At 72.7% G+C, this 13,474-nt stretch carries 14 protein-coding genes; 9 read left to right on the top strand and 5 right to left on the bottom strand.

The window, feature by feature from the left end; genetic code table 11:
- Positions 1–10 precede the first annotated feature (10 nt).
- Entirely contained in the window at positions 11–1,276 is a 1,266-nt protein-coding gene (locus ACLBXO_RS04145) for an FAD-dependent monooxygenase (RefSeq protein WP_447684587.1), read from the bottom strand.
- Positions 1,277–1,377: 101 nt separating this feature from the next.
- Here ACLBXO_RS04145 and tesB point away from each other — a divergent pair, with 101 nt between their 5' ends.
- The 3 genes from tesB (at position 1,378) to ACLBXO_RS04130 (ending at position 4,497) form a co-directional block, all read left to right on the top strand.
- Positions 1,378–2,277, top strand: coding sequence for an acyl-CoA thioesterase II (gene tesB / locus ACLBXO_RS04140; RefSeq protein WP_447684586.1), 900 nt, complete (start codon positions 1,378–1,380; stop codon positions 2,275–2,277).
- Positions 2,278–2,577: 300 nt separating this feature from the next.
- Positions 2,578–2,916: a P-II family nitrogen regulator gene (locus tag ACLBXO_RS04135; RefSeq protein ID WP_010683623.1), complete on the top strand. Its 339-nt coding sequence runs from the start codon at positions 2,578–2,580 to the stop codon at positions 2,914–2,916.
- Between the two features lie 81 nt (positions 2,917–2,997).
- Positions 2,998–4,497, top strand: a complete 1,500-nt coding sequence (locus ACLBXO_RS04130; protein WP_331313517.1) for an ammonium transporter — start codon at positions 2,998–3,000, stop codon at positions 4,495–4,497.
- Between the two features lie 141 nt (positions 4,498–4,638).
- On the opposite strand, the gene ACLBXO_RS04125 is transcribed toward ACLBXO_RS04130, so the two are convergent.
- Both ACLBXO_RS04125 and trmD read right to left on the bottom strand, forming a co-directional pair.
- Positions 4,639–5,808 carry a phosphoserine transaminase gene (locus ACLBXO_RS04125; RefSeq protein WP_331313518.1) on the bottom strand — a complete coding sequence of 390 codons (1,170 nt, stop codon included), beginning with the start codon at positions 5,806–5,808 and terminating at the stop codon, positions 4,639–4,641.
- Positions 5,809–6,160: 352 nt separating this feature from the next.
- Entirely contained in the window at positions 6,161–6,925 is a 765-nt protein-coding gene (gene trmD, locus ACLBXO_RS04120) for a tRNA (guanosine(37)-N1)-methyltransferase TrmD (protein ID WP_447684585.1), read from the bottom strand.
- Between the two features lie 74 nt (positions 6,926–6,999).
- Here trmD and ACLBXO_RS04115 point away from each other — a divergent pair, with 74 nt between their 5' ends.
- Positions 7,000–7,728, top strand: a complete 729-nt coding sequence (locus ACLBXO_RS04115) for a class I SAM-dependent methyltransferase (protein ID WP_447684584.1) — start codon at positions 7,000–7,002, stop codon at positions 7,726–7,728.
- A gap of 7 nt (positions 7,729–7,735) precedes the next feature.
- On the opposite strand, the gene ACLBXO_RS04110 is transcribed toward ACLBXO_RS04115, so the two are convergent.
- Positions 7,736–8,773 carry a Rieske 2Fe-2S domain-containing protein gene (locus ACLBXO_RS04110; RefSeq protein ID WP_447684640.1) on the bottom strand — a complete coding sequence of 346 codons (1,038 nt, stop codon included), beginning with the start codon at positions 8,771–8,773 and terminating at the stop codon, positions 7,736–7,738.
- 480 nt (positions 8,774–9,253) lie between these two features.
- Positions 9,254–9,883 (bottom strand): ATPase, encoded by a 630-nt coding sequence (locus ACLBXO_RS04105; RefSeq protein ID WP_447684583.1) that lies wholly within the window; start codon positions 9,881–9,883, stop codon positions 9,254–9,256.
- A gap of 301 nt (positions 9,884–10,184) precedes the next feature.
- Here ACLBXO_RS04105 and ACLBXO_RS04100 point away from each other — a divergent pair, with 301 nt between their 5' ends.
- The 5 genes from ACLBXO_RS04100 to rimM are packed head-to-tail and all read left to right on the top strand — an operon-like array spanning position 10,185 to position 13,427.
- Positions 10,185–10,403 (top strand): glutathione S-transferase, encoded by a 219-nt coding sequence (locus ACLBXO_RS04100; RefSeq protein WP_447684582.1) that lies wholly within the window; start codon positions 10,185–10,187, stop codon positions 10,401–10,403.
- An 18-nt stretch (positions 10,404–10,421) separates the two neighbouring features.
- Positions 10,422–11,996 carry a signal recognition particle protein gene (gene ffh, locus ACLBXO_RS04095; protein ID WP_331313522.1) on the top strand — a complete coding sequence of 525 codons (1,575 nt, stop codon included), beginning with the start codon at positions 10,422–10,424 and terminating at the stop codon, positions 11,994–11,996.
- Entirely contained in the window at positions 11,993–12,325 is a 333-nt protein-coding gene (locus tag ACLBXO_RS04090) for a chorismate mutase (protein ID WP_012320554.1), read from the top strand. Before ffh ends, ACLBXO_RS04090 begins: the two co-directional genes overlap by 4 nt.
- Positions 12,326–12,332: 7 nt before the next feature.
- On the top strand, positions 12,333–12,695 hold the full coding sequence (rpsP, locus tag ACLBXO_RS04085) for a 30S ribosomal protein S16 (protein ID WP_447684581.1): 363 nt from the start codon (positions 12,333–12,335) through the stop codon (positions 12,693–12,695).
- 12 nt (positions 12,696–12,707) lie between these two features.
- Positions 12,708–13,427 (top strand): ribosome maturation factor RimM, encoded by a 720-nt coding sequence (gene rimM, locus ACLBXO_RS04080; RefSeq protein WP_447684580.1) that lies wholly within the window; start codon positions 12,708–12,710, stop codon positions 13,425–13,427.
- The last annotated feature ends 47 nt before the right edge of the window (positions 13,428–13,474 follow it).

The raw sequence follows: 13,474 nt of genomic DNA, 5'->3' as shown, positions 1-13,474 counted from the left end.
CGTCGGCGCCTCAGAGCGCCTCGCCCCGCATCAGCCGGGGCCGCGAGTCGCGCGCGGCCGCGGCCTCGCCGATGAAGAAGCGCTTGAGCCCCGGCAGCCGGTCCACGATCCCGAGGCCGAGGTCGCGGGCGAGCCGCAGCGGCAGGGCGTCGTTCGAGAACAGCCGGTTCAGCCCGTCGGTCGCCGCCGCCATGGCGAAGCTGTCGAAGCGCCGGGCGCGCTCGTAGGCGCGCAGCACCTCGGGGTTGCCGGGATCGAGGCCGAGGCGCAGCGCGCCGGTCACGGATTCGGCCAGCGCCGCGGCGTCCGCGAGCCCGAGGTTGAGGCCCTGGCCGGCGATCGGGTGGATCACGTGGGCGGCGTCGCCCAGCAGGGCGAGGCGCTCGGCGCGGAAGGCCCGGGCGATGCCGAAGGCGAGGGGGTGCCGGCTCGGGCCGTGCTCCAGCGCGAGCGCGCCGAGATCCAGGGTGAACCGGCGCTCGATCTCGGCGAGCACCTCGTCGCGCGCGCCGGAGAGCAGGGCCTCGGCGTCGTCCGACCGCTCGGTCCAGACGATCGAGGAGCGGTGCCCGAGGGGGCCGCCGTCCCGCAGCGGCAGGATCGCGAACGGGCCCGCGGGCAGGAAGTGCTCGAAGGCGCGCCCGCCGTGCGGCCGGGCGTGGCCGACGGTCGCCACGATGCCGACCTGCGGGTAGGACCAGCCGACCCAGCCGATCCGCGCGGCCTCGCGCAGCCGCGACCGCGCCCCGTCGGCGGCCACCAGCAGGTCGCCCCGCAGGCTCTCGCCGGTGGTGAGCGCCGCGCGGATCGCGGACCCCTCCGGCAGCGCGCGCACCACCCCGGCGGCGACGATCGCCACACCCGCGCCCCGGCACGCCTCCGCCAGGGCCGCGGCGAGGGGCTCGGCCTCGATCATGTGAGCGAAGGGCTCGCCGTCGTCGCGCTCGGCGTCGGCCTCGCGGCCGAAGGTCAGGAAGACCGGCCGCACCGGGTCGGCGAGGCGGCTGTCGCTGATGACCATCTCGGTGATCGGCTCGGCCGCGTCGGCGACCCGGTCCCACAGGCCGAGGCGCTCCAGCATCCGCCGCCCGCCCGCCGCGAGGGCGTAGGCGCGGCCGCGATGCCGTGCGGGGTCGGCGGCGCCCGGGTCGATCACCGTCACGGCCAGCGCCGGCCCGTGGGCCTGCTTCAGGGCGAGGGCCAGGGCGAGGCTGGGCAGGCCGCCGCCGGCGATCAGGAGGCTGCGGCTGCCGGGGCGAGGCGTCTCGGCCGTCATCGGGGCGGATCTCCTTGGGGTTCCCGCGCGCGGGACGCGTGGATTGGTTCGTCCGAAAAGCCTATGTCGCACGCGGGCAACGAACGGAAACCCCGCGGGTCATGACCGACGCCAACACCGACGCGATGACGGACGCCGTCGCCGAGCTGATCGCCATCCTCGACCTGGAGCGCCTGGAGGTCGACCTGTTCCGCGGCCAGAACCCCAGGACGGGCTGGCGGCGCGTCTTCGGCGGGCAGGTGGTCGCGCAGGCCCTGGTGGCCGCCACCCGGACGGTGCCGGACGACCGCCCCGCCCACTCCCTCCACGCCTACTTCATGCTGCCCGGCGACCCGCGCACGCCCATCGTCTACGAGGTCGAGCGGATCCGGGACGGGCGCAGCTTCACGACCCGCCGGGTCAAGGCGATCCAGCACGGGCGCGCGATCTTCGCCACGACGGTCTCCTATCAGGTCGTCGAGGAGGGGCTCACGCACCAGCCGGCGATGCCGGCGGTGGCCGGCCCCGAGGGACTCCTCGACGGCAAGGCCCTGGCGGCGGCCGGCGGCACCGGGATGCCGGAGGCGATCGCCGCCTATTTCGGCCGCGAGCGGCCGATCGCGCTGCGGCCGGTCGACCTGAACCGCTACCTGCCCGCCGGTGCGGGCGGCCGGGCCCCGGACCCGGTCTTCAATGTCTGGCTGCGCGCGGCCTCCGCGCTGCCGGACGATCCGGCGCTGCACCGGGCCGTGCTGGCCTACGCCTCCGACATGACCCTGCTCGACGTCTCGCTGATCCCGCACGCGCGCTCCGTGTTCGATCCGACGATCCAGGCCGCGAGCCTCGACCACGCCCTCTGGTTCCACCGGCCGGTCAAGATCGACGACTGGTTGCTCTACGCGCAGGACAGCCCGGTCGCTGGCGGCGCGCGCGGATTCGCCCGCGGCCAGATCTTCGACCGCACCGGTAACCTCGTGGCGTCGGTGGCCCAGGAGGGCCTGATCCGCCCGACGCGGGATTAAAGCGGGTTCCCGCGCGTGTGTTGCCGGTGCGCCACAGCGCGGAATGCACGGTTTTGGGCAGATTGCATCGATCGTGTGCACTCTCGCGGCTGAACCTGCCCGCGATCTGTCCGCGGCGGGCTAAACCATGGGCAAATCGACGAACGGTGAAAACGTTCCCGGTCAAGCTTGTCTGGCATAGTCCTTGAATAGCGGCCTTCGACCGCGGGTCATCCCGAGCCTGCGGACGGTCCGTTCCGGCTCGTCCCGCAGGTCGGGTGACGGCAACGGTTCCCAAGGACTTCGAAGGGGGCGTCGCCCATGAAAATCGTGATGGCCATCATCAAGCCGTTCAAGCTCGAGGAGGTGCGCGACGCGCTCACCGGAATCGGCGTCCACGGCCTGACGGTGACGGAGGTGAAGGGCTATGGCCGCCAGAAGGGCCACACCGAGATCTACCGCGGCGCGGAATACGCGGTCAGCTTCCTCCCCAAGCTGAAGATCGAGGTCGCCGTCGCCTCGGACCTGACGTCCAGCGTGATCGACGCCATCGCGGGGGCCGCGCGGACCGGCCAGATCGGCGACGGCAAGATCTTCGTGATGCCGCTGGAGAAGGCGGTGCGTATCCGGACCGGCGAGACCGACGCCGACGCCCTCTGATCCGCGGCCCGGTGCGCCCGGGCCCGCCGATCGCCAGACCTGCTGAAACACTACGGACTTGAGACCGGGAGCCACGTGCCCATGAAACTTCGTCATGCCCTCATGCTCGGCTTGGGAGGGGCGGCGATCGCCGCCCTCCTGATCGAGCCGTCCCTCGCGCAGACCCCGACACCGGAAGCCGCCTCGCCGCCGCCCTCGCCGGTCCCCAACAAGGGCGACACGGCCTGGATGATGATCTCGTCGGCCCTCGTGCTGATGATGAGCATCCCCGGCCTCGCGCTGTTCTACGGCGGCCTCGTGCGCACCAAGAACATGCTGTCGGTGCTGACCCAGGTGTTCGCGATCGTGTCGATCGTCGGCCTGCTCTGGGTGTTCTACGGCTACAGCCTCGCCTTCACGAGCGGCGGCGGCCTCAACGACTTCGTCGGCGGCTTCTCGAAGGCGTTCCTGAAGGGCGTCGACGCGAACTCGACGGTCGCGACCTTCTCCAACGGCGTCGTGATCCCGGAATACGCCTATCTGTGCTTCCAGATGACGTTCGCCATGATCACGCCCGCGCTGATCGTCGGCGCCTTCGCCGAGCGGATGAAGTTCTCCGCGCTGGTGGTGTTCACGATCCTCTGGGTCACGGTGATCTATTTCCCGATGGCCCACATGGTCTGGTACTGGGCCGGCCCGGACGCCGTCGGCAACGCCGCCAAGGCGCTGGCCGCCGCGACCGACGACGCCTCGAAGGCGACCGCCCAGGCGGCCCTCGACGCGGTCAACAAGGATGCCGGCTTCCTCTTCCAGAAGGGCGCCCTCGACTTCGCGGGCGGCACCGTGGTCCACATCAACGCGGGCATCGCCGGCTTCGTCGGCTGCCTGATCATGGGCAAGCGCATCGGCTACGGCCGCGACCTGCTCGCCCCGCACTCCCTGACCATGACGATGATCGGCGCCTCGCTGCTGTGGGTCGGCTGGTTCGGCTTCAACGCCGGCTCGAACCTCGAGTCCAACGGCACCGCCGCGCTCGCCATGCTCAACACCTTCGTGGCGACCTGCGGCGCCGCGGTGGCGTGGCTGTTCGCCGAGTGGGCCCTCAAGGGCAAGCCGTCCCTGCTCGGCATGCTGTCGGGCGCGGTCGCCGGCCTCGTCGCGGTCACCCCGGCCTCCGGCTTCGCCGGCCCGATGGGCTCGATCGTGCTCGGCCTCGTCGCCGGCGTGGTCTGCTTCGTGATGTGCTCCACCGTGAAGAACGCGCTGGGCTACGACGACTCGCTGGACGTCTTCGGCGTCCACTGCATCGGCGGCATCCTGGGCGCCCTGGCGACCGGCATCCTGGTCGACCCGAACCTCGGCGGCGTCGGCATCCCCGACTACACCTCGAAGCCGGGCGAGCTCGCGGTCGGTGCCTACGACATGATGAGCCAGCTCATCGTCCAGGCCGAGGCGGTCGGCCTGACCCTGCTGTGGTCGGGCATCGGCTCGGCGATCCTCTACAAGCTCGTCGACGTGACGATCGGCCTGCGCGTCACGCAGGAGGAGGAGCGCGAGGGTCTCGACATCGCCGATCACGGCGAGCGCGCCTACAACTACTGAGACGGACGGCGCGGCCCCGCGGGGCCGCGTCTCCCGCACGGAAAACCCCGGCTCCGAGAGGACCGGGGTTTTCTTTTGCGTCAGGCCGTCATCGCGAGCGGAGCGATGCGGGGCGGCGATCGGGCATCGAGCCCGAGGCCTTCACGCCGCCCGTGCCAGGGCCGCCTTCTCCTCCGCGAAGGCCCAGTCGAGCCAGGGCGTCAGGGCTTCCAGATCCGACGTCTCCACGGTGGCGCCGCACCAGATCCGCAGGCCCGCCGGCGCGTCGCGATAGGCGCCGATGTCGAGGGCGACGCCCTCGCGGTCGAGGCGCTCGACGATCCCCGCCGCGAAGGCCGAGACCGCCGCGTCGCCGCGGGCGAGCACGTCCGGATCGGCGATCACGAGGCAGACGCCCGTGTTCGAGTAGGTCGCGGGGTCGGCGGCCAGCGGCGCGATCCAGGGCGTGCGCGCGACCCAGTCGTAGACGGCCTTCGCGTTGGCGTCGGCCCGCGCGTGCAGCGCCTTCAGGCCGCCGATCCGCTCGGCCCAGTCCAGGGTGTCGAGGTAGTCCTCGACGGCCAGCATCGACGGCGTGTTGATCGTGTCGCCCTTGAAGATGCCCTCGATCAGCGTGCCGTCCTTCGTGAGGCGGAAGATCTTCGGCAGGGGCCAGGACGGCGTGTGGCTCTCCAGTCGCGCCACGGCGCGGGGGGAGAGGATCAGCATGCCGTGCGCCGCCTCGCCGCCCATGACCTTCTGCCAGGAGAAGGTCACGACATCGAGCTTGTCCCAGGGCAGGGGTTGGGCGAAGGCCGCCGAGGTCGCGTCGCAGATCGTCAGGCCGTCGCGGTCGGCCGCGATCCAGTCGCCGTCCGGCACCTTCACGCCGGCCGCGGTGCCATTCCAGGTGAAGACCACGTCGCTGTTCTTCGTGTCGATCGCCGCGAGGTCCGGCAGGATCCCGTAGGGCGTCTGGTGGATGCGCGGCGCGATCCTGAGCTGCTTCAGGGCGTCCGTGACCCACTCCTTGCCGAACGCCTCCCAGGCGGCGACCTCGACGGGCTTCGGCCCGAGCATCGTCCACATCGCCATCTCGACGGCGCCGGTGTCGGAGGCCGGCACGATGCCGATCCGGTAGTCGGCGGGCACCTGCAGGACCGCGCGGGTCAGGTCGATCGCCCGGCCGAGCTTGGCCTTGCCGAGGGGGGAGCGGTGCGACCGGCCGAGCGCGGCGTCGGCCAGGGCGGCCGGGGTCCAGCCCGGGCGCTTGGCGCAGGGGCCGGAGGAGAAGTGGGGCACGCGCGGGCGCTGCGTGGGGCGGCTGGTCATGGCGGATCCATCCTTGCAGAGGGCCGCGCTCCCGCGGGGAGGCGCGTCCCGGCTCGCGCATGCGCCGAAACCGGCCGGCTTGCAAGCGCCTGTCCGGACAGCAGTCTTCGCGGCGCTGCCCCCGGCCGGGACAGGGCCCCGGGCGGCGAGGAACAGTCGATTAATCCGGGCCCGTTAGCCTTAATGAGGTGCCGCGTAGCGTTTGAGGTGCGCCGATGACTTTCCACAGCGCCGCGATATTGGCGGTCTGGTCCGTTCTACTCTTGGTTATTGGAGCCTTAATTCCGCGATTCCTGCAGGCGAGCCGGACGCCGCGGCTGGTGCCGCAGCCGCTGCAGCTCGACCCTCTGGATTACGACCGCGACGGCCCGGTGATCGACCTCGAGCCGGCCTGACCGGGGCTGCCGTCGGGGCGCAGGTCCGGGCGCCGCTCGGCGGTGATCCGCTCCGCCTCCGCCCGCCGCCAGCGGGCGATGGCGGCGTGGTTGCCGCCGGAGAGGACGTCCGGGATCGCGCGGCCCTCCCAGTCGCGGGGGCGCGTGTAGTGCGGGTACTCGAGGAGCCCGCCCTCGAAGCTCTCCTCGACGCCGGATTCCATCCTGCCCATCACGCCGGGCAGGAGGCGCACGCAGGCATCGAGCACCACCAGGGCGGCGATCTCGCCGCCGGACAGCACGTAGTCGCCGATCGAGACCTCCTCCAGGCCGCGCCCGGCGATGACGCGCTCGTCGACGCCCTCGAAGCGGCCGCAGACGATCAGCGCGCCCGGTCCCGCCGCGAGGTCGCGCACCCGCGCCTGGGTCAGCGGCCGGCCGCGGGGTGACATGAGCAGGCGCGGGCGCGGGTCGACGGCCCCGGTCGCGGCGTCGACGGCCGCGGCGTCGATGGCGGCGCCGAGCACGTCGCAGCGCAGGACCATCCCGGCCCCGCCGCCGGCCGGCGTGTCGTCCACCGAGCGGTGGCGGCCGAGGCCGTGCGCGCGGATGTTGCGGGCCTCCAGGGTCCAGTCGCCCCGCGCCAGGGCGTCGCCCGACAGGGACAGGCCCAGCGGGCCCGGGAACATCTCCGGGTAGAGGGTGAGGATCGTGGCCCGCCAGGGCGTGTCCGCGCGCGTCATGGCGCTTGATGGCGCGCGGGGTGCGACACCGTCAACGGGCCCGGCACCGCCGGCGCGCCCGCCGGTTGTCGGCCATGATCCGCGCGCTCGCCCTCCTCACCGCCACCACTGCCATCCTGACCGGCCCGGTCCGCGCCGCCGAGCCCCTGGCGCCCCCGGGCGCGCCCGCCGCCGCCTTCCCCAGGCCCGACCGGCCCGTGGCCGAGATCGTCGCGCCGCGCTGGTCCTCGGAGGCCGAGCGCGACCGGGCCGGCGAGTTCGCGCAGGTGGCCGAGGGGATGGGCATCGCCCCCGGCGAGACGGTGGCGGATATCGGCGCCGGCAGCGGCTACTACGCGGTGCGGCTGAGCCCCCGGGTCGGGCCGCGGGGCCGCGTGCTCGCCGAGGACGTGACGCCGTCCTACCTCGCGGCCCTGGAGGCCCGGGTGAAGGCGCTCGGGAACGTCACGGTCGTGCGCGGCGAGCCGCACGACCCGCGCCTGCCCCCGGCCTCGGTGGACGCGGCGATCCTCGTCCACATGTACCACGAGATCACCCAGCCCTTCGGCCTGCTCCACAACCTCGCCGCCGCGATGCGCCCGGGCGGCCGGGTCGGGATCGTGGATGCCGACGCCATCCCGTCGCGGCACGGCACGCCGCCGGCGCTCCTGCGCTGCGAGCTGGCCGCCGCGGGCTACCGCGAGACCGGCTTCCGGCCGCTCACGGACGGGGCCTACCTGGTGGTGTTCGCGGCGCCCGCGCCGGAGGCGCGCCCGAGGCCGGAGACGATCCGGCCCTGCCGTGACGACGCCACGGCGCGGTAGCGGCGCCTCAGGAGCGCCAGCGCAGCTCGCGGCGCTCCAGCGGGTTGACGAACGGGCGCCCGTCGCGGGCCGATTCCAGGGCCTCGCGCTTCAGCCGGAAATACCATTGCGAGGGCAGGTCGCCCTGGCCGAACAGCACCATGGTGGGCTTGCGGTCGAGCCCGTCCTGCGCGTGCTGGAGCACCTGCTGGTCCTGGGTCAGGAACTGCCGCATCAGCGGGCGCGCGACCGGCTTGAGCAGGTTCAGGGCCGGCATGCTCCAGTAGAGGGCGTTGGTGAGCAGCGTCCGGTCCGGCGAGAGCGGTGTCGCGAAGGTGTAGTTCGCCACCCGCTTCCCCCCCGCGCGGATGCGCTCCAGGCGCACGCCGGGCAGGCGGAACTCGATCTCGACCTCGGGGACGCCGCCGAGCAGGCGGTAGACCGGCGAGCTCGTCGTGGTCGCGTGGCTCGTCATCACGAAGCCGTGGGGCACCGGCTGGAAGGTCTTCACCTTCTCGCGGAGCTGCTTCGAGGGCCGGAACCACCACGAATCGTGGACGAAGGCGACGTGCCCGGGATCGACGAGGCTCAGCGTCGTCAGGTCGAAGGAGGCCTCGACCTCCAGCGCGACCACGAGGGAACCGGCCGGCTCGAAATCCAGCGCCGGCACCTCCGGCACCGCGCCGCCGGCGGGGCCGAGATGCGGGTTGACCCAGAGGAAGCCGGCGCTCTCCCGGACGGGGAAGCGCTGCACCTGGATGCGCGAGAAGTCGGCCGCGTCGTGCTCCGACAAGGTCGGGACGTCGCGGCAGCGCCCGTCGGTGCCGAAGCGCCAGCCGTGGAACGGGCACATCAGGGTGTCGCCGTCGAAGCGGCCCTTCGACAGGGCCATGCCGCGGTGGGGGCAGCGGTCGCGCAGCGCGAAGGGCGCGCCGTCGGGGGCGCGGCCCAGCACGATCTGCTCGCCGTTCAGCGCCACGGCCCGCAGGGCCGATCGGCCGCCCGCCCGGCCGAGGCTCCGGGACGGCCCGACGCAGTACCACGCGTTGCCGAGCGGCTGGCGCATCGCGTCGGGGTCGAGCGCGGCCTCGTCGGCGGGGCGCGGCGGGTTGGCGAAGGGCGCGTTCAAGGCGGTTCGGGCAGACCTCGGGGCGCCCGTCATACGCCCGGCCGCCGGGACGGGGAAGCGCCGGGCCCTCGGAGCGCCCGGGCCGGCGCGGCGCCGGTTCCGCACCGACCCGGGGAGGACAAACGGGCGCAGGCGCGGGGCTTCACAAGCCGGCCGCGGCCACCTACCTTCGCCTCACCCGCAACCAACGAAAGGAGGTGATCCAGTGTCTCATTGTCATCAGCCGTGTGTCTCGGCTCATCGGACCTGGACCGTCGCCTCCGGCGCGTCGCTCTAAGACGCGTCAGAGACCCGATCTCGGGACAGTTCCGCCGGACAACACGGTTCGGCAATGGAAGGGCCACCCTCTCGGGTGGCCCTTCGGCGTTTCAGGGTCCGGTAGTGGGGCCGGCGCCGCCATGCGCCGCCCGGCGTCGCTCAGCGCCGCTGGGACTGGAACAGCGGCTGGGCCAGCGCCTCGGTCCGGGCGCGCCAGAGGTCGCGCTCCTCGCGCAGGGCGTCGCGCTCGCCCGCCAGGGCCAGCCGCTCCGCCCGCAGGGCGTCCCGCTCCGCGATCGCCCGGTCGCGCTCGGCGCGCAGCTCCTCGCGCTCGGCCCGGAAGCGCTCCCGCTCGCCGCGAAACTCCTCGCGCTCGATGCGGACGTCCTCCTGCTCGGCCCGGAGATCCTCCAGGGAGCCGATCTCGTCGCGGATATGCTCGCGCAGGGTCCGGATCTCGTCGGCCAGGAGGGCTTGAAGCTCGTCCTGGCGCTCGGCCTCGACGCGGAGCTTGGCCTTGAGCATCAGGTTCTCGGCCATCAGCTCGGCGATGTCGGGATCCTCGGCCGCGGCCCGCGGGGCCTCGGGGGCGGGAACGACGCGGGGCGACCACGCCGTCTCGCCGCCGCGGGCCCGCTTCACCTCGGGCAGGACCTCCGCCGGCCGCGGCTCGCCGCGGGCCTCGGACGGCGCCTGAGCCTTCATCGCCGTCAGCCAGTCGCGGAGCGGACCGGTCGCGGGAAAGCTGCCGGACTCGGTCGGCGAGTGAGAGCGGGCGGGTTCCGACATCGGCGGGCGTCCTGAGCGAATATGGCGTGAAGACAATCCCAACATGCTTAACGATCGGTAAAAAGTTAACACCGATCGGCCGCCCGTTCCGGCACCGCCGCGGCGCCGGCCGGGCCGAAAAATTGACTTTCCGGCCGGCTGCCGCTACGCCCCGGCCTCCCGATCCGTAGCAGATCGACCGATGCCAAGCCGACCGGTCCCGCGAGGCCGGAGGTCAACGCCCGACAGCGCGTCCGCGCCCTCGGGCGCGATGGGCGTTGGCCGATCTGCGGGGACGGGATCCGCCGGCCGAGGCACCCGCATGACGCGAGATCACGAAGCGTTGACCATCGAGGACGCGATCAACGAGACCTGCCCTTGGTCGGGCAAGCCGATCTCGGCCGACGCGCTGACGCTCTACAACGGCGCCGTGGTGGGCTTCTGCAACCCGGAGTGCCGGGACAAGTTCGCCAAGGCGGTGCGCAGCTTCGAGGCCGCCCTCCAGGCGCGCCGCGTCGAGCGCGCCGGGCTCGAGCAGTAACGGCGGGGCGTCTTTAACATGTTCGAAGGCCTGTCCGACCGCCTCTCCGGCATCCTCTCGGGGCTCACCCGCCGCGGTGCCCTGACCGAGGCCGACGTCACCGCCGCCATGCGCGAGGTGCGCCGCGCCCTGCTGGAGGCCGACGTCGCCCTCGAGGTGGTCCGCGGCTTCACCGACCGGGTGAAGGAGAAGGCCGTCGGCGCCGTGGTGCTCAAGTCGGTGACGCCCGGCCAGATGGTCGTGAAGATCGTCAACGACGAGCTCGTGGCGATGCTCGGCACCGACGCCGAGACCGTCGATCTCAACGCCCCCGCCCCGGTCCCGATCCTGATGGTCGGCCTGCAGGGCTCGGGCAAGACCACCACCACAGCCAAGATCGCCCGGCGCCTCTCCGACCGCGAGAAGCGCAAGGTGCTGCTCGCCTCCCTCGACACCCGCCGTCCGGCCGCCATGGAGCAGCTGGCGGTGCTGGCCAAGCAGGTCGGCGTGGAGAGCCTGCCGATCATCGCCGGCCAGTCGGCGGTGCAGATCGCCAAGCGCGCCATGGACGCCGCCCGCCTCGGCGGCTTCGACGTGGTGATGCTCGACACCGCCGGCCGCACCACGGTGGACGAGGGCCTGATGGCCGAGGCCGCCGAGGTGAAGGCCGCGACGAGGCCCCACGAGGTGCTGCTCGTCGCCGACGCGCTCACCGGCCAGGACGCGGTCAACACCGCCCGCGCCTTCGACCAGCGGCTCGGCGTCACCGGCATCGTGCTGACCCGCATGGACGGCGATTCCCGCGGCGGCGCGGCGCTGTCGATGCGCGCCGTCACCGGCAAGCCGATCAAGCTCGTCGGCGTCGGCGAGAAGGTCGACGCGCTGGAGGAGTTCCACCCGGCCCGCGTCGCCAACCGCATCCTCGGCATGGGCGACATCGTCTCGCTGGTCGAGAAGGCCGCCGAGACCATCGACCACGAGCAGGCGCTCCGCACCGCGGAGAAGATGCGCAAGGGCAAGTTCGATCTCGAGGACTTGTCGATGCAGCTCGGCCAGATGGAGAAGATGGGCGGCATCGGCGGCCTGATGGGCATGCTGCCCGGGATGGGCCAGATCAAGAAGCAGGTCGAGGGCGCCAACCTCGACGAGAAGATGTTCAAGCGCCAGCGGGCGATCATCTCGTCGATGACCCCGCAGGAGCGGAAGAACCCCGACCTCCTCAAGAACAGCCGCAAGAAGCGCATCGCGGCGGGCTCCGGGGTCGACGTCTCGGAGATCAACAAGCTCCTGAAGATGCACCGGACCATGGCCGACATGATGAAGGCGATGGGCCAGGGCAAGCGCGGGATCGGGCAGGCGCTCGGCTCGATGTTCGGCCTGGGCGGCGGCGGGATGGGCGGCGGCATGGGCGGTGGAATGCCCGGCCTCCCGCCCGGCATGCCGGAGCCGACGCCGGAGCAGATCGCGCAGCTCGAGAAGCAGTTCGGCGGCAAGCTGCCGCCGATGCCGCCGGGCCTGGGCGGGGGCGGGATGCCCAAGCTTCCCGGACTTCCGGGCCTCGGCGGCCCGAAGCTGCCGGGTCTCGGTGGGTTCATGCCGGGGAAGAAGAAATGAGCGTGCTCGCGGCCCAGGCCGTCGATCCCGAACTCGCGCGCCTGCGGGACAGCATCGACAATTTCGATGCGGCGCTGATCCATCTCCTCGCCGAGCGTTTCCGCTGCACGCAGCGGGTCGGCGAGCTCAAGGCCCGAAAGGGGATCCCCCCTTCCGATCCGGACCGGGAGGCCCGTCAGGTCGCCCGGCTCCGCAAGCTCGCGGTCGAGGCCAAGCTCGACCCCGACTTCGCCGAGAAATTTCTGGCCTTCGTGGTCAAGGAAGTCATTCGGCACCACCAGTCGATCAAGGCGGACCACGAGTCCCAGATCGAGCAACAGCGAAAGTAGTCAGACCATGGCCCTCAAGATCCGTCTCACCCGCGGCGGCGCCAAGAAGCGCCCCTACTACCGCATCGTCGTCGCCGACGCCCGCGCCCCGCGCGACGGCCGCTTCATCGACAAGGTCGGCGCCTACGACCCGATGAAGGCCAAGGACGACCCGGCCCGCATCGTGCTCGACAACGAGAAGATCCAGAGCTGGCTCGCCAAGGGCGCGCAGCCGACCGACCGCGTCCTGCGCTTCCTCGACCAGGCCGGCCTCGCCAAGCGCCCGTCCCGCAACAACCCGCAGAAGGCCGAGCCGGGCGAGAAGGCCAAGGAGCGCGCCGCCAAGCGCGCCGAGAAGGCCGCCGCCCCCGCCGAGGACGCCGCCGCGTAAGGCGCCCCGGTCATGGCGCGCCGCCCCGCAGGTCCCACCTCCCGCGACGGCGGCCGCCGAGGCCGCACGAGCTCGGCGATCGGCAAGATCGCGCCCGAAGCGTCGACCTCGCCCAAGGCACCGGGCCCCAAGCCGGGCCCCAAGCCGGGCCCCAAGCCGGCGCCGTCTCCCGTGCCGCCCGATCCGAATCTGGTCCTGCTGGGCGAGTTCGGGCGGGCGCACGGCCTCAACGGCGAGGTCCGGCTCAAATCCTACACCGGCGATCCGCAGGCGATCGCCGGCTACGGAACGCTCCAGACGGCCGACGGCCGGACGCTGACGCTCGCCGACGTGCGTCCCGCCCCCGGCCCGTCGCCCGACATGCTGATCGCCCGGGTCAAGGGCGTCTCGGGCCGCAGCGCCGCCGAGGCGCTCAACCGCGTCGCGCTGTACGTTCCCCGCGAGCGTCTGGCCGCGCCCGAGGACGACGACGAGGTCTACGCCGCCGACCTGATCGGCGCCGCGGCGGTGGACGAGGCCGGGACCCTCGTCGGGACGATCGTGGCCGTGCCGAATTACGGGGGCGGCGACCTCCTGGAACTGCGCCCGCCGAACGGCGGCGCCACCGCGCTCCTGCCCTTCACGAAGGCCTTCGTGCCGGTCCTCGACGTGGCGCAGCGCCGTGTCACCGTGGTCGCACCGGAGGACCTGTTCGCGGCGCCGGGCGAGAAGCCGGCCGACGATCCGGGCTAGGGACCGGGGGCCGGGCCGCGCGCCGGCGGCGCGTCCGGTGTCCGGGC

The organism is Methylobacterium sp. C33D, from assembly GCF_053345825.1.
Note: the sequence above shows the minus strand (reverse complement) of the source record. Positions and strands in the feature narration are given on the sequence as shown.

Excerpts from the sequence above, each read along its gene's own strand:
- ACLBXO_RS04145 (WP_447684587.1), bottom strand. The coding sequence starts at position 1,276 with ATGACGGCCGAGACGCCTCGCCCCGGCAGCCGCAGCCTCCTGATCGCC.
- tesB (WP_447684586.1), top strand. The coding sequence starts at position 1,378 with ATGACCGACGCCAACACCGACGCGATGACGGACGCCGTCGCCGAGCTG.
- ACLBXO_RS04135 (WP_010683623.1), top strand. The coding sequence starts at position 2,578 with ATGAAAATCGTGATGGCCATCATCAAGCCGTTCAAGCTCGAGGAGGTG.
- ACLBXO_RS04130 (WP_331313517.1), top strand. The coding sequence starts at position 2,998 with ATGAAACTTCGTCATGCCCTCATGCTCGGCTTGGGAGGGGCGGCGATC.
- ACLBXO_RS04125 (WP_331313518.1), bottom strand. The coding sequence starts at position 5,808 with ATGACCAGCCGCCCCACGCAGCGCCCGCGCGTGCCCCACTTCTCCTCC.
- trmD (WP_447684585.1), bottom strand. The coding sequence starts at position 6,925 with ATGACGCGCGCGGACACGCCCTGGCGGGCCACGATCCTCACCCTCTAC.
- ACLBXO_RS04115 (WP_447684584.1), top strand. The coding sequence starts at position 7,000 with ATGATCCGCGCGCTCGCCCTCCTCACCGCCACCACTGCCATCCTGACC.
- ACLBXO_RS04110 (WP_447684640.1), bottom strand. The coding sequence starts at position 8,773 with ATGCGCCAGCCGCTCGGCAACGCGTGGTACTGCGTCGGGCCGTCCCGG.
- ACLBXO_RS04105 (WP_447684583.1), bottom strand. The coding sequence starts at position 9,883 with ATGTCGGAACCCGCCCGCTCTCACTCGCCGACCGAGTCCGGCAGCTTT.
- ACLBXO_RS04100 (WP_447684582.1), top strand. The coding sequence starts at position 10,185 with ATGACGCGAGATCACGAAGCGTTGACCATCGAGGACGCGATCAACGAG.
- ffh (WP_331313522.1), top strand. The coding sequence starts at position 10,422 with ATGTTCGAAGGCCTGTCCGACCGCCTCTCCGGCATCCTCTCGGGGCTC.
- ACLBXO_RS04090 (WP_012320554.1), top strand. The coding sequence starts at position 11,993 with ATGAGCGTGCTCGCGGCCCAGGCCGTCGATCCCGAACTCGCGCGCCTG.
- rpsP (WP_447684581.1), top strand. The coding sequence starts at position 12,333 with ATGGCCCTCAAGATCCGTCTCACCCGCGGCGGCGCCAAGAAGCGCCCC.
- rimM (WP_447684580.1), top strand. The coding sequence starts at position 12,708 with ATGGCGCGCCGCCCCGCAGGTCCCACCTCCCGCGACGGCGGCCGCCGA.